Consider the following 17,774-nt stretch of genomic DNA (forward strand, 5'->3'; position numbering starts at 1 on the left):
CCCTCAGGTCGACCATCGGCCACCCCCGCCCCAACCCCGACCACGCCGCTCCCGTCTCCTACCCCTACCCGGACGGCTGCGGCAGCTGGCAGCAGGCCGATGTGCGCACCGCCCGCGACCGGCTCGGCTGGCGACCCCGCATCAACCTGGAGGAGTCCCTCGCCGACATCTGGATGGAGGCGGCATGCCGTATCTGACCCCCGCCCCGTCCGGCATCGCCCGCACCGGCTTAAGTCTGGGCATCGGCGTCCCCGGCTATGCCCACCCCCTCGTCGCTCCACTGGAATGGGGCGAACTCGCCCGCCCCGGCACCCCTCTGCACTGGGTCGCCCTCGACGTCTCCGACGGCCCCGGCACCCGCCCCGATCGCCACTGTCTGGAGGCCGCCGGACGGTTGCGGAACGCAGGCGTCCAGGTCCTCGGCCGTCTGGACATGACCTTCGGGGCGCGCGCCTTCGCCGAGATCGCCGCCGATGCCCGCCGCTATCTCGACTGGTACCTGGTCGACGGCTTCCTCCTGGACCGCTGTCCCACCGAGCGCGGCGCCCTCGCCGAGACCGGCCGCACGGTCACCACCCTCCGTGCCTTTCTCGGCGGCGGCCACATCGTCCTCGGCCACGGCACCCATCCACACCCCGGGTATGTCGAGACCGCCGACCAGTTGGTGACCTTCTCCGGCCCCTGGAGCGACTACCGGTGGTCGCAGGTGGCCGAATGGACCGCCGACCATCCACCCGAGCGCTTCTGCCACTTCGTCCACGGTGTTCCCCGCGGTCACCTCGACGAGGCGCTGCGCATCGCCCGCTGGCAGGGCGCCGCCACGATCTACTTCACCGACCGCACGGACCGCCACGGGAGGATCGACCCCTGGGAGACGATGCCCGGCTACTGGGACGAAATCGTCTCGCTGGTTGGAACGGGTGTCTCGGAATGAAAAAGGGCGTGGCAGTGTTACGGGAAGAACAACTGTAGTGATTGACCGACCAACGGAGTCCCCGTGTCGCTGCCACCCCTGGTCGAGCCCGCTTCCGAGCTCACCGTAGACGAGGTCCGCAGGTACTCCCGCCACCTGATCATCCCCGACGTCGGGATGGACGGGCAGAAGCGGCTGAAGAACGCCAAGGTGCTCTGTGTGGGCGCCGGCGGCCTGGGCTCGCCGGCGCTGATGTACCTGGCCGCAGCGGGCGTCGGGACGCTCGGCATCGTGGAGTTCGACGAGGTCGACGAGTCGAACCTGCAGCGCCAGATCATCCACAGCCAGGCCGACATCGGTCGCTCCAAGGCCGAGTCCGCGCGAGACTCCGTCCTCGGCATCAACCCGTACGTGAACGTGATCCTCCACGAAGAGCGGCTCGAGGCCGAGAACGTGATGGACATCTTCAGCCAGTACGACCTGATCGTCGACGGCACGGACAACTTCGCGACCCGCTACCTGGTCAACGACGCGGCCGTGCTGCTGAACAAGCCGTACGTCTGGGGCTCGATCTACCGCTTCGACGGCCAGGCCTCCGTCTTCTGGTCCGAGCACGGCCCCTGCTACCGCTGCCTCTACCCGGAGCCCCCGCCGCCGGGCATGGTCCCCTCCTGCGCCGAGGGCGGCGTCCTCGGTGTGCTGTGCGCCTCCATCGGGTCCATCCAGGTCACCGAGGCCATCAAGGTCCTCACCGGCACGGGCGAGCCGCTGGTCGGCCGCCTGATGATCTACGACGCCCTGGAGATGCAGTACCGCCAGGTCAAGGTCCGCAAGGACCCCAACTGCGCCGTCTGCGGCGAGAACCCCACTGTCACCGAGCTCATCGACTACGAGGCCTTCTGCGGCGTCGTCTCCGAGGAGGCCCAGGAGGCGGCCGCCGGCTCGACGATCACTCCCAAGCAGCTCAAGGAGTGGATCGACGACGGCGAGAACATCGAGATCATCGACGTCCGTGAGATCAACGAGTACGAGATCGTCTCCATCCCGGGCGCCAAGCTGATCCCGAAGAACGAGTTCCTCATGGGCACCGCCCTGGAGGCCCTCCCGCAGGACAAGAAGATCGTCCTGCACTGCAAGACGGGTGTCCGCAGTGCGGAAGTACTCGCTGTCCTGAAGTCGGCCGGGTTCGCCGACGCGGTCCACGTCGGCGGTGGCGTGATCGGCTGGGTCAACCAGATCGAGCCCAGCAAGCCGGTCTACTAGCCGCACCGGCCGGGTCACCGGACGAACGGCTTCGGCTTCCAGGGAGGGGCTCGGCACCACGGGTGCCGGGCCCCTCTGCGCTGCCCACCGGACAGCCGCGGGCCGCGGGCCGCACCGGCCTACGCGCAGACCTTGCCGTCCTTGGGCACTGTCCCGTCCAACAGATACGCGTTCACCGTCGAGTCGACACAGCTGCTGCCGCTGCCGTACGCGCCATGACCCTCGCCCTTCCAGGTGAGCATCACACCGACGCCCTCGCCCAGCTCCCCGGCCATCTTCCGCGCGCCCTCGTACGGTGTCGCCGGATCCCCGGTGTTGCCCACCACGAGGACGGGTTCGGCCCCAGGGGCGCTCACCTCCGGTGAGTCCGTGAGACCGGGCACCGGCCAGTCGTGGCACCAGCCCGCCGTGTCCCAACCCAGGAACTCGCCGAACACGGGTGAGATCTCCCGGAATTCGGGCAACAGCCTCTCCGTTTCCTCCTGAGTCGGCCGCTGCTTCTGGTCCAAGCACGATATGACCCGTTGGGAGTGGGTCGTCGTGCCGTAGTGGCCCGACGGGTCACGCTCGTTGTACCCGTCGGCCAGCGCCAGCAGCTCGCTGCCGTCGCCGTCCTCGGCCGCGTCGAGTGCGCTGGTCAGCGTGGGCCAGCTCTGCTCGCTGTAGAGCGGCAGGACGATCCCGGTGGTCGCCAGGGTCTGGGTGAGCTCGCGGCCGGACGTCGTCGCCAGCGGTTCGGCGTCGATGCGCTCCAGCAGTTTCTCGATCTTCCGGGTGCCTTGCTCGGGGTCCTGGCCCGTGGACTTCAGGTAGTTGTCGAGGGCGCGCTGGAAACCCAGAGCCTGATTCTTGGCGTGGCCCACCGTGTCTGCGGTCGGGTCGACCACCGCGTCCAGGACCAGGCGTCCCACGTTCTCGGGGAACAGGTGGGCGTAGACGCCGCCGAGTTCGGTGCCGTAGGAGATGCCGAAGTAGTGCATCTTCTCGTCGCCGAGGGCCTGGCGCACGAGGTCCATGTCGCGGGCGGTCTCGGTGGTCGAGACGTGCGACAGCAGCTTGCCCGCAGCCTTCTCGCAGCCCGCGCCGAAGTCGGCCGCGTCCTGGAAGAAGGCCGTCTCCTCGGTCGCGTCGTCCGGTGTGGCGTCCACCGACTCGCCTGCCTGGATCTCCTTGTCGCTGCGGCAGCGCACCCCCTCGCTCTGGGCCACCCCGCGCGGGTCCCAGCTCACCAGGTCGTACCGCTTGTGCAGTTCACTCGTCAGCCCGGCGTACGACGGCAGCATGGAGACACCGGAGCCGCCCGGCCCGCCGAAGTTGAACAGGAGGGAGCCCACACGTTCGTCGGCGTCGCCGGTCGCCTTGCTGCGGATCAGCGCGAGCCCGATCGTCGCGCCGTCCGGTTCGGCGTGGTCCAGCGGCACCTTCAGCGTCGCGCACTGCCAGTCGTCGCCCGGCGCCGGGCCCTCCGATGTCGCCTTGCAGCGCCCCCAGTCGAGTTCCTGGGGCGCGAACGACGACGCCGGTGCGGATGCGGAGGCCTTCCCGTCGTCCCTCTCGTCGTCGGCTGGGTCGTCCGTGCCGCCGCTGCAGCCGGCGGCCAGCAGCACGGCAGCGGCCAGAGCCACCCCCCGTGGAAAACGCGCCATGAGTACTTCCCCCCTCTCGCGATACCGCCCGTCGGTCGTCCCGAATGGCGGTCATGCCATGGTATGCGGACCGCCCCGAATGCCGAGAAGGCCTGTGGATAACCTTCTGACCTGCATTTTCACGAGCAGACGGTGTTGTTCTTCGGTACCTTCCCCGTCAGCAGGTAGCCGTCCACGGCCGTCTGGACGCAGGCATTGCCACTGCCGTACGCACCATGGCCCTGCCCTCTGTACGTCAGGCCCACTCCGACCCCCGGCCCGAGCGCGTCGACCATCCTCCGCGCGCCCTCGTACGGTGTGGCCGGGTCGCCCGTGTTGCCGATCACGAGGATCGGAGCCGAGCCCGGGGCCCGCACATCGGGGTGGTCGGCCGCGCCGGCGACCGCCCAGTCGGTGCAGCTGAGCATGGACCAGGCGAGCCACTCGCCGAAGACGGGCGAGGCCGCCCGGAACTCGGCCAGCCTCGCCTCCACGTCCTCGGTGGTGTAGCGCGGTTTGTCGTCCGCGCAGTTGATGGAGACGTTCGCCGCGGAGCTATTGCTGTACTCGCCGTTCTCGCTGCGCCCGTTCAACGAGTCGGACAGCAGCATCAGCACCTGGCCGTCCCCGTCGTACGCCTGCTGCAGGCCTTCTGTCAGGTACTGCCAGAGATCCTGGGAGTACAGGGTCTGGGCGATGCCGTTCCGCGCCTCGGACTCGGTCAGGTCGCGGGGGAAGACCCCGGTGATCGGCTTTCTGTCGAGGTCTTCGAGCAGCTTGACGATCCGGTCCTCGACGTCCTGCTCGGTGTCGCCCACCGGGCAGTCGGCCACCTGCGAGACGCAGTCCCGGGCGTAGTTGTCGAGCGCCCGCTGGAAGCCCTTGGCCTGTCCGAGCGAGCCCTGTTCCGCGGTCTGGGTCGGGTCGACGACCGCGTCGAACACGGCGCGGCCGACCTTCTCGGGGAACAGGTGGGCGTAGACGCCGCCGAGTTCGGTGCCGTACGAGAAGCCGAAGTAGTGGAGCCTGTCGTCGCCCAGGACCTGGCGCATGAGGTCCAGGTCGCGGGCCGTGTCCGTGGTGGCGACGTGCGGGAGGGTCTTGCCGGAGTTCTTCTCGCAGGCGGAGTTGAACGACTTCGTGTCGTCGAGGAACTCCGTCCGCTCGGACGCGTCGTCCGGCGTCATGTCCTGCTGGAAGTACTCGTCGAGTGCCTCGTCGTCCTCGCACTGGATGCCGGCGCTGCGTCCGACCCCACGCGGGTCGAAGCTGACCAGGTCGTAGCGGGTGAGCAGTTTCGCGTAGTCCTCGCCGAACGACGGGAGCGTCTTGACGCCAGAGAGACCGGGACCGCCGAAGTTGAAGACCAGCGAGCCGATGCGCTGCCTCCCGGCCCCACTGGTCCGGGCCCGGATCAGTGCGATGCCGATCGTGTCGCCGTCGGGTTCGTCCCAGTCGAGAGGCGCTTTCATGGTCGCGCACTGCCAGGTGTCGCCGTCCGGCAGCGGTGAGGGCGCGGTGCCGCCGCCCTGGGACTGGGACGGTGCCCCGCAGGTCTTCCAGCTCAACTCCTGCGTCGTCAAACCCCCGTCGGCCCCTTGGGCGTCATTGCCGCAGCCCGCCGCCGTCAGGGACAGCAGGACGGCTACGGCGGTCGCGGCGACGGCGCGCGATCGGGGCGAGAGGAACATGCCACCCATCCTGGAGGCGCCCGGAGCGATGCGCTCGGGGCGCGGGCCGTGCGGGTGAGCCCTGGAGTGTCGCCACGCGCGCGTGGACCGCCTGCGTCAGAGAGGGGCCCACGCGCGTGGGAGCCCCTCTAGAGCGCGCCCTTCCGTGACAGCTGGTTGAAGGCCAGCCATCCCGGCAGTACGGGCAGCCACAGGGTCAGCAGGCGGAAGAGCAGCACGGCGGGCGCGGCGACCTCCTTGGGCAGGCCGACGGCGATCAGACCGACCGTCAGGGTGGCCTCGACAGCACCCACACCGCCCGGGGTCGGGGCCGCCGAACCGAGCGCGTTGCCCGCGAGGAAGACGACCGCGACGCTGGCGATGCTGATCGACACGTCCTCGTTGCCGAACGCGCGGATCGAGGCGTCCAGGCACATCACGAAGCAGCCCGTGAGGAGCAGCATGCCGCCGATGCCGGTGACCAGCTTCTGCGGCCGCTGGAGCACGTCGAGCATGCGCGGCACGACACCGGCGAAGAGTGACCGCACGCGCGTGACGACGAACTTGCGCAGGAACGGGATGGACGTCACCACCAGTACGAGCACCGCGACCGTCAACAGGCCGGCGATGACGGTGCGGGACGGCGACAGGGACGGCGTCTTCTCGGTACCCGTCAGATAGCCGAAGGCCAACAGCATCAGGATGTGACAGCCGAGCCCGAAGAGCTGCGACGCGCCGACACTCGCGACCGCGAGCCCCGGCCGCACTCCCGCACGCTGCAGGAAGCGGGTGTTGAGTGCCACACCCCCCACCGCGGCAGGCGCCACGATCTTCACGAACGATCCGGCGACCTGCGCCCCGATCGTCCGCAGGAACGGCACCCGCTCCGGCACGAAGCCCAGCAGGCTCATCGCCGCCGCGACATAACTCAGCGCGGAGAAGAACACCGCCGCGGCGACCCATCCCCACTCGGCGTTCTCGATGAGCGGCCCGAACTCGATGTGGGTGAGCTGGGTCAGCAGGAAGTACGCGCCGATCGCACCGGCGATGAGACTGATCAGCGTGCGCGGCTTGACCCGCTCCAGACGGGCCGGTTCGACCGGTGCCTGGGGCCTGATCAGCAGCACCTGGTGGCGGATCTGGGTGAGCAGGTCCTCCTCGCGGGCTCCTTCCAGGGCCTCGTCGATCGCCCGCTTCTCGGCCCGCTGCTCGGCCCGTACGGCCTTCTTGTCGGCCTTGCCCGGCTCGGCGGCCCTGCTGTGCTCCTCCGCACGGGCCTGCTTGGCCAGATGGGACGCCTCCAGGACCGCCTCGCGCTCCCGTTCGGCGCGCTCCCGGGCGAGTCTGCGCAGCGTCGCGCGCGTGGAGCGGGAAAGGGCGATGGGCTGGAGCATCGGCAGACAGTCGGCCACCGCGTCGGGGCCGAGCACGCTGACCGCGGAGGCCACCGCGCGTTCCGCGCCCACCCGGAGGCCCAGCGTCGTCAGCAGCTGGGAGACGTCCATGCGGAGCACCAGATCGCCCGCCGCGATCTCACCGACGCGCAGATCCGTGAGGATCACCGTGCCGGAACGATCCACCAGAACCGCGTCACCCACGAGCCTGCGGTGCGCGATACGCCGCGACTGCAGTGCTTTCACCTGGTGCCAGGTGTCCGACATCAGCTCGTCGGTGACCTCGTCGTCCGCCAGGGAGTCCAGGGTGCGGCCGCCGATGTGCTCGTAGACGAGCATCACGGCGTCCGGTCCGAGCTCGGAGGTGGCGATCAGCTTCGGCGCGTTGGCGCCCGCCGCGATGGCCGCGTACGCGAGGAGGGCCTCCTGCTCCAGCGCCTGGCGCAGCGACTGGAGGCTGCGGCGGGTGGTGATGCCGCGCAGCGTCAGACGCCGCCAGACGCGGTAGAAGAAGCCCTGGGCCTGCTGCTCCCGGTCCACGACGGTGACGTCCAGGGGTGGGCCGTCCTCCAGCGTCACGAAGTACCGGCGCCCCCGGTCCCCGCCCTCCGCCGTCTCCGGGATCTCCTCACGGGCCGCGCTCACCGGCTTGAAGCCGACCCGCCTGAGGCCGGCCATCAGTGTCCGGCCGGTCGGGCGGACGTTCGGGGAGCCGACCGCGTACAGCGTTCCGTAGGCGACGGTCCAACCGATGAGCACCGTGAGAATGATCGAGAACGGTGTCGTGTAGCCCGTGACCAGCATCGAGAAGGCGTCCAGCAGCAGCACGATCCACAGCACGGCCCGCCAGCGCGGTCTGCGTGACATACCGACGGCGGTCATGTAGGCGATGACCGGCGCGAGGTAGCCGTGCACGGGGTCCGTGAGGGCGTGGATGTCGCCGGGGGAGGGCTGCGTGAGCGCCTCCTGGATCGAGTCCGGGGCCGCCCTGGCGACCCACAGGTCGGTCGCCAGCGTCACTCCGTGCGCCAGGACCGCCGCGAGCACGCCGTCGGCGATGCGCAGGCCGTCCCGCTTGATCAGCCGTTCGATCGCGAACGCGACCGGTACGAGCAGGATCGCGATGCTCGATCCCAGGCCGGCGAGCTTGATCAGAAGATCGGGTGCCTGCCCCGTGCCCTTGTTGATGTCCTGTTCGAGTCCGGAGGTGGTGCCGTGGGCGAACGCGGCGATCGCCAGCAGGACGATGACCCCGAGGATGCCGACCGACAGCCGCATGAGGTCGGAGGGACGGTGCACGCGCGCGGGGAGCAGCGGTTCGTCGCCCTCGACCTCCTCGGCGTGCGCCTCGTCGAGGTCGTCCTCGTCCTGCCCGTCCCGTTGCTTCTCGGCCTCGTCCCCGTGCGTCGTGGGGGACTTCCCGGTGGAGGGAGGGGCGGTGCCGGAATCCTTCTCCGAGACGTCCTCCGTGCCCTCGTTGCCGCCCCCCTCGGCGGCGTTCGGGCGCGACGAGGCGTCAGAGGTGCCCGCCGCGTCATCGGGGTGCACGCTCTGCTGCTTCATCGTCTCTTCTTGGTCTCGTATCACCAGTCACCGCCCGCACGATGGTGGCATGCCGGGTGGGCACACAGGGGCATCAGGGTGCAATGCGGGGGCGCACAGTCTGCCCGAAGACCGCCCCCGGAGCGAGGGACGCACGCGTCGGCCACCACGTCCCATTGTCGGTGGGGTGGGGCAGGATGGGGCGGATGAGCGAGGAGAGCCTTCCGGTGGACGTCCTGCCGGAGTACGCGGAGCGGGTCCTCGAGGTCGCCGACCTGATCCCGCCGGGACGGGTCATGACATACGGGGACGTCGCTGAATGGCTGGGGGAGGGCGGCCCGCGTCAGGTGGGCCGTGTCATGGCCCTCTACGGGGGCGCGGTTCCGTGGTGGCGGGTCGTCCGCGCCGACGGTGTCCTGCTGCCCGGCCACGAACTGAGAGCCCTGGACCACTACCGTGCGGAGGCGACCCCCCTGCGCGCGGCGAGCCGGGCCGCCGAGGGCCATGTCCCGCGCGTCGACATGCGGCGGGCACGCTGGGACGGCGGTGGAGGCACGGAGGGTCACACCTGACAGCTTCCGGTATCCGACGGACCTCGGTGCGACGCCTGGCCCGTACGGGGGACGTGGGGCACGTCGGTGCCATGCCGTACGTTCGTGGGGCGAGGGACGCACGTGCCGCGCGAGTCCGGAGGCAATGAGGGGAAGCCCTGCTTCCGTGCCACCCGTCGGCGTAGCGTCGGCTGCGCGTGTCCCCCTCACCCCGCGTCCACCTCCCTGGACGAGTGACACGCCGCACACCCGTTTCCCGACCACGCCCCCTCGACACCGGCGCACCGCGCCGACAGTGACACCTCGCACACCCACCAGGACCGGCGAACCACGTGAGCTCCTCTTTCTCCACCAGGCGCCTGTCGCACACCCAGGTGCGACAGGGGAACCGTGGCGCTTATCGACTGGTGCGTACCCCACCGGCCCGGACGGACCCCCCTCGTCTGGACGCCGAGCAGCGCGGCGTGGTTGACCACGAGAGGGGGCCCCTGCTCGTTCTCGCAGGTCCGGGGACCGGCAAGACGACCACGCTCGTCGAGTCGGTGGAGGCCCGCGTCGCCCGCGGGGGCGACCCGGCGCGCGTGCTGGTCCTGACCTTCAGCCGGAAGGCGGCCGTGGAACTGCGCGACCGCATGGCGCTGCGCCTGGGTGCCGCACGTGCCCCCCAGGCCACCACCTTCCACTCCTTCTGCTACGCCTTGGTCCGCGCCCATCAGGACAACGACCTGTTCGTCGAGCCCCTGCGGTTGCTGTCCGGGCCGGAGCAGGACGTGGCGGTCCGTGAACTGCTCGCGGGCCAGCCCGACCTCGAGCGCCTGGGTCTCGCGCACGTGCGCTGGCCGGACGAACTGCGCGCCTGCCTGACCACACGCGGCTTCGCCGACGAAGTCCGCGCGGTCCTCGCCCGCAGCCGCGAACTGGGCCTGGCCCCCGACGACCTGCGCGCGTTCGCGGCGCGCATCGGCCGCCCGGACTGGCTCGCGGCCTCCGCCTTCCTCGCCGAGTACCTCGACGTCCTCGACCTCCAGGGAGTGCTCGACTACGCGGAACTCGTCCACCGCGCGGTGCTCCTGGCCGGCCGCCCCGACGTCGCCCGGCGGCTGGCCGCGCAGTACGACGCGGTCTACGTCGACGAGTACCAGGACACCGACCCCGCACAGGTACGGCTGCTGAGGTCCCTCGCCGGCGGTGGCCGCACCCTGGTCGCGTTCGGTGATCCCGACCAGTCGATCTACACCTTCCGGGGCGCCGACGTGAACGGCATCCTGGAGTTCCCACAGGCCTTCCCGCGCGCGGACGGCCGCCCGGCCCCGGTCGCGGTCCTCCGGAACTCCCGTCGGTCGGGAGGGCACCTGCTCGCCGCCACCCGCCTGCTCACCCAGCGCATGCCGCTCACCCGACTCCCCGCCGAGAAGGTACGCGCCCACCGCGAGCTGAGGCCCGTACGGGACGGAGGGCGCGTCGAGGCCTACACGTACCCGACACCGGGCACCGAACTGGACAACATCGCGGACGTCCTTCGCCGGGCCCACCTGGAGGACGGCGTCCCCTGGAGCGAGATGGCCGTCCTGGTGCGCGCCGGTGCTCGCACCATCCCCTCGATCCGGCGCACCCTCTCCGCTGCGGGCGTTCCCCTGGAGATCGACGGCGACGACCTGCCCCTGCGCCACGAACCGGCCGTACAGCCCCTGTTGACGGCTCTGCGGGCGGTGGCGCGGGCGGAGCTGGGGGAGCCGGCCGTGACGGCGTCGGCAGAGGAACCCGACGAGACACCGGACGAGACACCCGACGTGTCCGAGCTCGTGGATCCGTCCGAGCCGGTGGATCCGCCCGGGCGGGCCCACCGCTCCGACACGCAGCCCTGCTGGCTCGACACCGAAACCGCGCTCGACCTTCTCGCCTCCCCCTTGGCGGGCATGGACACCGCCGATCTGCGCCGCCTGGGCCGCGCGCTGCGCGAGGAGGAGCGAGCCGGCGGCAACCCCGTACCGCCGCCCTCGGACGAACTGCTGGCACGCGCGCTGGCAGAGCCGGAGCGGTTGGTGGCGCACGATCCGGTGTACGCGCGGGGCGCGCAACGCCTGGGCGCGCTGCTGCGCAAGGCCCGTGAAGGCCTCGCGGGTGGCGGTACGGCCGAGGAGGCCCTCTGGGAGCTGTGGGACGGCACACCGTGGCCCAGGCGCCTGGAGCGGGCCTCCCGGCGCGGTGGCGCGGCCGGACGCAACGCGGACCGTGACCTCGACGCCGTGTGCGCGCTGTTCGCCACGGCGGCGCGCGCGGAGGAGCGCACCGGCGGCCTGGGTGCCCTCAACTTCCTGGCGGAGATCGAGGCCGAGGACATCGCCGCCGACACACTGACCGGGCGGGCCGTCCGCCCCGACGCCGTACGCCTGATGACCGCGCACCGCGCCAAGGGCCTCCAGTGGCGCCTGGTCGTCGTCGCGGGTGTCCAGGAGGGCCTGTGGCCGGACCTCCGACGTCGCGGTTCCCTCCTGGAGGCCGACCGCATCGGCCGGGACGGTCTCGCCGAACCGCTCACGCCGGGCGCGCTCCTCGCCGAGGAACGCCGGCTGTTCTACGTTGCCGCCACGCGCGCGCGTGAACGCCTCGTCGTCACCGCGGTGAAGGCCCCCGCCGACGACGGCGACCAGCCCTCCCGCTTCCTCACCGAGCTGGGGGTCGAGCCCAAGGACGTCACCGGCCGTCCCCGCCGCCCGCTGTCCGTGGCCGCTCTCGTCGCCGAGCTGCGCGCCACCACGGTGGACCCGCGTGTGTCCGAGACCCTCCGCGAGGCGGCCGCCCTGCGGCTGGCCCGGCTGGCCGCGCTGAGCGACGAGGACGACCGTCCGCTCGTGCCGTCGGCGCACCCCTACCGCTGGTGGGGCATGTTCGAGCCGACCGAGAGCAAGGTGCCGCTCAGGAACCGTGACCAGCCCGTCGTGCTGTCCGGCAGCGCCCTCGACCAGCTCGCCAACACCTGCGCCCTGCAGTGGTTCCTGGGCCGCGAGGTGAAGGCCGACGCGCCCGCCACCGCCGCTCAGGGCTTCGGCAACGTCATCCACGTGCTTGCCGACGAGGTCGCCTCCGGACGCACCCCGGCCGACCTCGACGTCCTCATGGAGCGCCTCGACTCCGTGTGGAACGCGCTCGCCTTCGACGCGCCCTGGAAGTCGGAGCAGGAGAAGCAGCACGCGCGCGTGGCGCTCGAACGCTTCCTCGAGTGGCATGTCATGGACCGCGCGGGACGGGCCCCGGTGGCCAGCGAGCACGACTTCGACGTCACCCTCGAAGCGGGCGACTACGAGGTGCGTATCCGCGGCTCCATGGACCGAGTCGAGACCGACACCGAGGGCCGTGCCTACGTCGTCGATTTCAAGACGGGCAAGCAGACCGTGAGTTCCGCCGACGTGGCCCGCCACCCCCAGCTCGCCGTGTACCAGCTCGCGGTCCGCGAGGGCGCTGTCGACGAGCCCTTCGGCGGCGTACGTCCGGAACCGGGAGGCGCCGAACTCGTCCAGCTGCGCCAGGGGGCCGCCAAGAAGAGCGGTGGCGAGACCGTCCCCAAGGTGCAGGCGCAGGGCCCCCTAGACGGCGCGGAAGGGGAGTGGGTGGGGGACCTCCTGGCCACCGCCGCGGGCAAGGTCCTGGACGAACGTTTCTCCCCCACCGCCGGACAACACTGCGCACACTGCGCTTTCCGGGCGTCGTGCAGCGCCCGCCCCGAGGGCCGTCACGTGGTCGAGTGACAGCGCCCGCCCGGCGGCCCCGCAGCCGCTGTCAGTGGCCGGCGTTAGCCTCTCTGGAATGTCCGCCCGTATCAGCCATCCCGAGCAGCTCAAGGAGCTCCTCGGCATCCCGTTCACCCCGGAGCAGACGGCCTGCATCGTCGCGCCGCCCGCTCCGCAGGTGATCGTGGCCGGAGCAGGCTCGGGCAAGACCACCGTGATGGCCGCGCGCGTGGTGTGGCTGGTCGGCACCGGACAGGTCGCCCCCGAGCAGGTGCTCGGCCTGACCTTCACGAACAAGGCGGCGGGCGAACTCGCCGAGCGGGTACGCAAGGCACTGGTCAAAGCAGGCATCACCGACCCTGACGTGATCGACCCGGACAACCCGCCGGGCGAACCGGTCATCTCCACGTACCACGCATTCGCGGGCCGCCTGCTGACCGACCACGGCCTGCGCATCGGCCTGGAGCCCACCTCCCGGCTCCTCGCCGACGCCACCCGCTACCAGCTCGCCGCACGCGTCCTGAGGGAGTCCCCGGGCCCGTATCCGGCACTGACCCGCTCCTTCCCCGACCTGGTCAGCGACCTCCTGACCCTCGATTCCGAACTCGCCGAGCACCTCGTACGCCCCGAGGACCTGCGCGCGTACGACGCCGAACTGCTGCGCGAACTGGAGGGCGCCAAACTCACCAACGCGGATCTGCGCAAGGTCCCCGAGGCCGCCGCCGCCCGACGCGAACTCACCGAACTGGTCGGCCGCTACCGTGCGGCCAAACGTGAACGGGACCTCCTCGACTTCGGCGACCAGATCGCCCTGTCCGCCGGCCTAGCCCGACTCCCCGAGGTGGGGCGCCTCCTGCGGGACGAGTTCCGCGTGGTCCTGCTCGACGAGTACCAGGACACCTCGGTCGCGCAACGCGTCCTGCTGGCCGGCCTGTTCGGCGGCGGCACCGGCCATCCCGTGACCGCTGTGGGCGACCCCTGTCAGGCCATCTACGGCTGGCGCGGCGCCTCCGTCGCCAACCTCGACGACTTCCCCGAACACTTCGCCCACCCCGACGGCCGTCCCGCGACCCGCCAGGCGCTCAGTGAGAACCGCCGCAGCGGCGGCCGTCTCCTCGACCTCGCCAACGGCCTCGCGGAGCCCCTGCGGGCCATGCACGCGGGCGTGGAGGCCCTCCGGCCCGCCCCCGGCGCCGAACGCGACGGGGTGGTCCGCTGCGCCCTGCTGAACACGCACGCCGAGGAACTGGACTGGCTCGCCGACTCGATCGCCCACCTGGTGCGCACCGGCAAGGAACCCGGCGAGATCGCGGTCCTGTGCCGCACCGCCACCGACTTCGCCGAGATCCAGGGAGCGCTCGTCGCCCGGGACGTCCCGGTCGAGGTCGTCGGCCTCTCCGGACTGCTTCACCTCCCCGAGGTGGCCGACCTCGTCTCCGTCTGCGAGGTCCTCCAGGACCCCGGCGCCAACGCCTCCCTCGTCCGCCTCCTCACCGGCCCGCGCTGGCGGATCGGACCCCGCGACCTCGCCCTCCTGGGGCGCCGGGCCAGGCTGCTCGTGTCCCACGCGCGCGTGGACGGCGCCGCCGACCCGGACCGCAGGCTCGCCGCGGCCGTCGAGGGCGTCGACCCGTCCGAGGTGATCTCGCTGGCGGACGCCCTGGACACGTTCCTGGAACTCCCCCTGGAAGCCCAGGGGGAGGACGACGGCCTGCCGTTCTCGCCGGACGCGCGTGTCCGGTTCGCCCGGCTCGCCGCCGAACTGCGCGACCTGCGCCGCTCGCTCGCCGACCCGCTGATGGACGTCCTGCACCGGGTGCTCGCCGTCACCGGCCTGGAGGTGGAACTCTCCGCGTCCCCCCACGCGCTCGCCGCCCGCCGCCGCGAGACCCTGTCCAACTTCCTGGACGTCGCCGCCTCCTTCGCCGCGAACAGCGCCGGAGAGGCCACTCTGCTGGCCTTCCTCGGCTTCCTGCGTACGGCCGCCCAGTACGAGAAGGGCCTCGACAACGCCCTGCCGGGCGGGGAGAACACTGTCAAGGTCCTCACCGCCCACAAGTCCAAGGGCCTGGAGTGGGACGTCGTCGCCGTCCCGGGCCTGGTCACCGGTACCTTCCCCAGCACCCAGGGCCGGGAGAAGTGGACCGCCCAGGGCAAGGTCCTGCCGCACGAGCTGCGCGGCGACGCCGACACGCTCCCCGATGTCGAGGCCTGGGACTCGCGCGGTCTGAAGGCCTTCCAGGAGGCCATGAAGAACCACCAGCACACCGAGGAACTCCGCCTCGGCTACGTCACGTTCACCCGCCCCCGCTCCCTCCTCCTCGGCTCCGGCCACTGGTGGGGACCGTCCCAGAAACGCCCGCGCGGGCCGTCCGACTTCCTCAAGGCCCTGTACGACCACTGCGTCGCCGGGCACGGCGAGATCGAGGCCTGGGCCGAGGAGCCGGAGGAGGACGCCGAGAATCCCGCCCTCCACGGGACGACGACCGACCACGCCTGGCCGCTCCCGCTCGACGACACGGCGCTGATGCGCCGCCGGGCGGCGGCCCGGACCGTACTGGCCCACCTGGACGCAGCCGCCTCCCACGAGGACACGCATCCGGATGCCACCGACGAACCCGTCCCTGACGATCCCTCCCTCGACGAGGACACCGACGACTGGGACTCCTGGTCGTCGGACCGTCCCGCACAGGGGTCCCACGCGCGCGTGGGCGTCGCACAGGCCCCCCACGCGCGCGTGGAAGATCCCGCGCCGCACGAGCGCCCGCCTTCCGTGCCGCACGCCCGCAGACATCCCGCGGCATCCGGGCTCACCCCGGAGGAGGCCCGGACCGTCGCCTCGTGGGACCGCGACCTGGACGCCCTCACCGGGGAGCTCATGCGGGCCCGCGCGAAGGTCACCGACGTCCCCCTGCCGACGTCGCTGACCACCTCGCAGCTGATGCGTCTGGCCGCAGATCCGGACGGCTTCGCGCAGGAGCTCGCCCGCCCCATGCCGCACCCTCCGCAGCCCGCGGCCCGTCGGGGCACCCGCTTCCACGCCTGGCTCGAAACCCGTTTCGAAGAGCTGCGGCTGCCCATGCTGGAGCCCGAGGAACTGCCCGGCAGCGAGGCCGAGATCGCCGACGAACTGGACCTGGAGGCCCTCAAGGAGGCATTCGACCGCACGCCGTACGCGCACCGCACCCCGCACCGGGTCGAGGCCCCCTTCCAGATCGACATCGCCGGCCGTGTCGTGCGCGGTCGCATCGACGCCGTCTACCGGGCCGACGACGACGACGGCGAGGGCGACGGCGACGGCACGGCGACGTACGAGATCGTCGACTGGAAGACCAGCCGCACCCGCGCCGCCGACCCGCTGCAGCTCGCCGTCTACCGGCTCGCCTGGGCCGAGCAGCAGGGCGTGCCCCTGGAGTCCGTCGACGCGGCCTTCCTGTACGTCCGCACAGGGGCGGTCGTACGGCCGGGGAACCTCCCCGACCGGGACGCACTGGAGCGACTGCTCCTGGGGGAACCCGGCGCGGAAGAGGGACCGGGTTCGGCCCTGGAGGGGCGGGAGTCGACGGCGGACGGACGGGATACGTCCACGGACGAACCGCCGCACGAGCATGCCGGTGCGGGCCGATAGGCTCGGGAGCATGAGCCAGTCCGTTGACAGCGACGTCAGCGTCGTCCGTACGTACATCGAGAACCACCGTGCCGCCTTCCTCGACGACCTCGTGGAATGGCTGCGCATCCCGTCGGTCTCGGCCCAGCCCGAGCATGCGACGGACGTACGCCGCAGCGCCGACTGGCTGGCCGCCAAGCTCCGGGAGACCGGCTTCCCCGCCGTCGAGGTCTGGGAGACGCCGGGAGCGCCCGCCGTCTTCGCGGAATGGCCCTCCACGGACGCCGACGCACCCACGGTCCTGATCTACGGCCACCACGACGTGCAGCCCGCGGCGCGCGAGGACGGCTGGGACACCGAGCCGTTCGACCCGGTGATCCGCGGGAACCGCCTCCACGCGCGCGGGGCGGCGGACGACAAGGGACAGGTGTTCTTCCACACACTCGGTGTCCGCGCCCACCTCGCCGCCACAGGCCGCACCGCCCCCGCCGTCCACCTGAAGATGCTGATCGAGGGCGAGGAGGAATCCGGCTCCCCGCACTTCCGCGCCCTCGTCGAGGCACGGGCCGAACGGCTCGCCGCCGACGCGGTGGTCGTCTCCGACACCGGCATGTGGGCCGAGGACACCCCCACCGTCTGCACCGGCATGCGCGGCCTCGCCGAGTGCGAGATCCGGCTGTACGGCCCCGACCAGGACATCCACTCCGGCTCCTTCGGTGGCGCCGTACCGAACCCGGCCACCGAGATCGCCCGTCTCGTCGCCGCCCTGCACGACGAGCACGCGCGCGTGGCGATCTCCGGCTTCTACGACGGCGTCGTCGAACTCACCGACCGCGAGCGCGAACTCTTCGCCGAACTGCCCTTCGACGAGGAGCGATGGCTGCGCACGGCCAAGTCGACCGCGGCGCACGGCGAAGCCGGTCACACCACCCTGGAACGCATCTGGGCCCGCCCGACCGCCGAGGTCAACGGCATCGGCGGCGGCTATCAGGGCGCCGGAAGCAAGACGATCATCCCGTCCTCCGCCATGGTGAAGCTGTCCTTCCGCCTGGTCGCCGGCCAGGACCCGGACCACATCGAGAAGGCCGTCACCGCTTGGGCCGCCGAGCGGATCCCCGCCGGGATCCGCCACGAGATCACGTTCAGCGGCTCCACCCGCCCCTGCCTGACGCCCCTGGACCACCCGGCCCTGCGGTCGGTCGTACGGGCCATGGCGCGCGCCTTCCAGCAGCCGGTCCGCCACACGCGCGAGGGCGGCTCCGGCCCCGCCGCCGACCTCCAGGAGGTCCTCGGCGCCCCCGTGCTCTTCCTGGGTATCTCCGTCCCCTCCGACGGCTGGCACGCCCCCAACGAGAAGGTCGAACTAGATCTCCTCCTCAAGGGCGTCGAGACCAGCGCGTACCTCTGGGGCGAACTGGCCGAAAGCACCCGCGAGGCACACTGAAGAAGCCCCGCCCGCCCCGGCACGCCCAGCCCACCGC

The 17,774-nt window shown here is 71.5% G+C and carries 9 protein-coding genes and 1 pseudogene; 7 read left to right on the forward strand and 3 right to left on the reverse strand.

The window, feature by feature from the left end; translation table 11 throughout:
* The 3 genes and pseudogenes from P1P70_RS24360 to moeZ form a co-directional block, all read left to right on the forward strand.
* Window positions 1–197, forward strand: a pseudogene (locus P1P70_RS24360) (reductase); the annotation flags it as partial.
* Window positions 185–934, forward strand: a complete 750-nt coding sequence (locus tag P1P70_RS24365; protein WP_319241215.1) for a spherulation-specific family 4 protein — start codon at window positions 185–187, stop codon at window positions 932–934. The pseudogene P1P70_RS24360 and the gene P1P70_RS24365, both read left to right, overlap by 13 nt.
* A 63-nt stretch (window positions 935–997) precedes the next feature.
* Complete coding sequence (gene moeZ, locus P1P70_RS24370) at window positions 998–2,176, forward strand: adenylyltransferase/sulfurtransferase MoeZ (RefSeq protein WP_215448877.1); 1,179 nt, start codon at window positions 998–1,000, stop codon at window positions 2,174–2,176.
* 119 nt (window positions 2,177–2,295) lie between these two features.
* Here the strand turns inward: moeZ and P1P70_RS24375 are convergent, their stop codons facing one another.
* The 3 genes from P1P70_RS24375 to P1P70_RS24385 all read right to left on the reverse strand — a co-directional run bounded on the left by P1P70_RS24375 (window position 2,296) and on the right by P1P70_RS24385 (window position 8,428).
* A complete protein-coding gene (locus P1P70_RS24375; RefSeq protein WP_319241218.1) occupies window positions 2,296–3,822 on the reverse strand; it encodes an alpha/beta hydrolase in 1,527 nt (508 codons plus the stop codon).
* Between the two features lie 119 nt (window positions 3,823–3,941).
* On the reverse strand, window positions 3,942–5,492 hold the full coding sequence (locus P1P70_RS24380; RefSeq protein ID WP_319241220.1) for an alpha/beta hydrolase: 1,551 nt from the start codon (window positions 5,490–5,492) through the stop codon (window positions 3,942–3,944).
* 128 nt (window positions 5,493–5,620) lie between these two features.
* Entirely contained in the window at window positions 5,621–8,428 is a 2,808-nt protein-coding gene (locus tag P1P70_RS24385; protein ID WP_319241222.1) for a lysylphosphatidylglycerol synthase transmembrane domain-containing protein, read from the reverse strand.
* 185 nt (window positions 8,429–8,613) lie between these two features.
* Here P1P70_RS24385 and P1P70_RS24390 point away from each other — a divergent pair, with 185 nt between their 5' ends.
* The 4 genes from P1P70_RS24390 (at window position 8,614) to P1P70_RS24405 (ending at window position 17,737) form a co-directional block, all read left to right on the forward strand.
* Window positions 8,614–8,979: an MGMT family protein gene (locus P1P70_RS24390; RefSeq protein ID WP_319241224.1), complete on the forward strand. Its 366-nt coding sequence runs from the start codon at window positions 8,614–8,616 to the stop codon at window positions 8,977–8,979.
* Between the two features lie 311 nt (window positions 8,980–9,290).
* Complete coding sequence (locus P1P70_RS24395; protein ID WP_319241226.1) at window positions 9,291–12,704, forward strand: ATP-dependent DNA helicase; 3,414 nt, start codon at window positions 9,291–9,293, stop codon at window positions 12,702–12,704.
* Between the two features lie 58 nt (window positions 12,705–12,762).
* Entirely contained in the window at window positions 12,763–16,314 is a 3,552-nt protein-coding gene (locus P1P70_RS24400; protein WP_319241228.1) for a UvrD-helicase domain-containing protein, read from the forward strand.
* 10 nt (window positions 16,315–16,324) lie between these two features.
* Entirely contained in the window at window positions 16,325–17,737 is a 1,413-nt protein-coding gene (locus tag P1P70_RS24405) for a dipeptidase (protein WP_319241230.1), read from the forward strand.
* Window positions 17,738–17,774 lie beyond the last annotated feature (37 nt).

The sequence above is a fragment of the Streptomyces sp. MB09-02B genome, from assembly GCF_033794485.1.
In the GTDB taxonomy this organism is placed as follows: Bacteria; Actinomycetota; Actinomycetes; order Streptomycetales; family Streptomycetaceae; genus Streptomyces.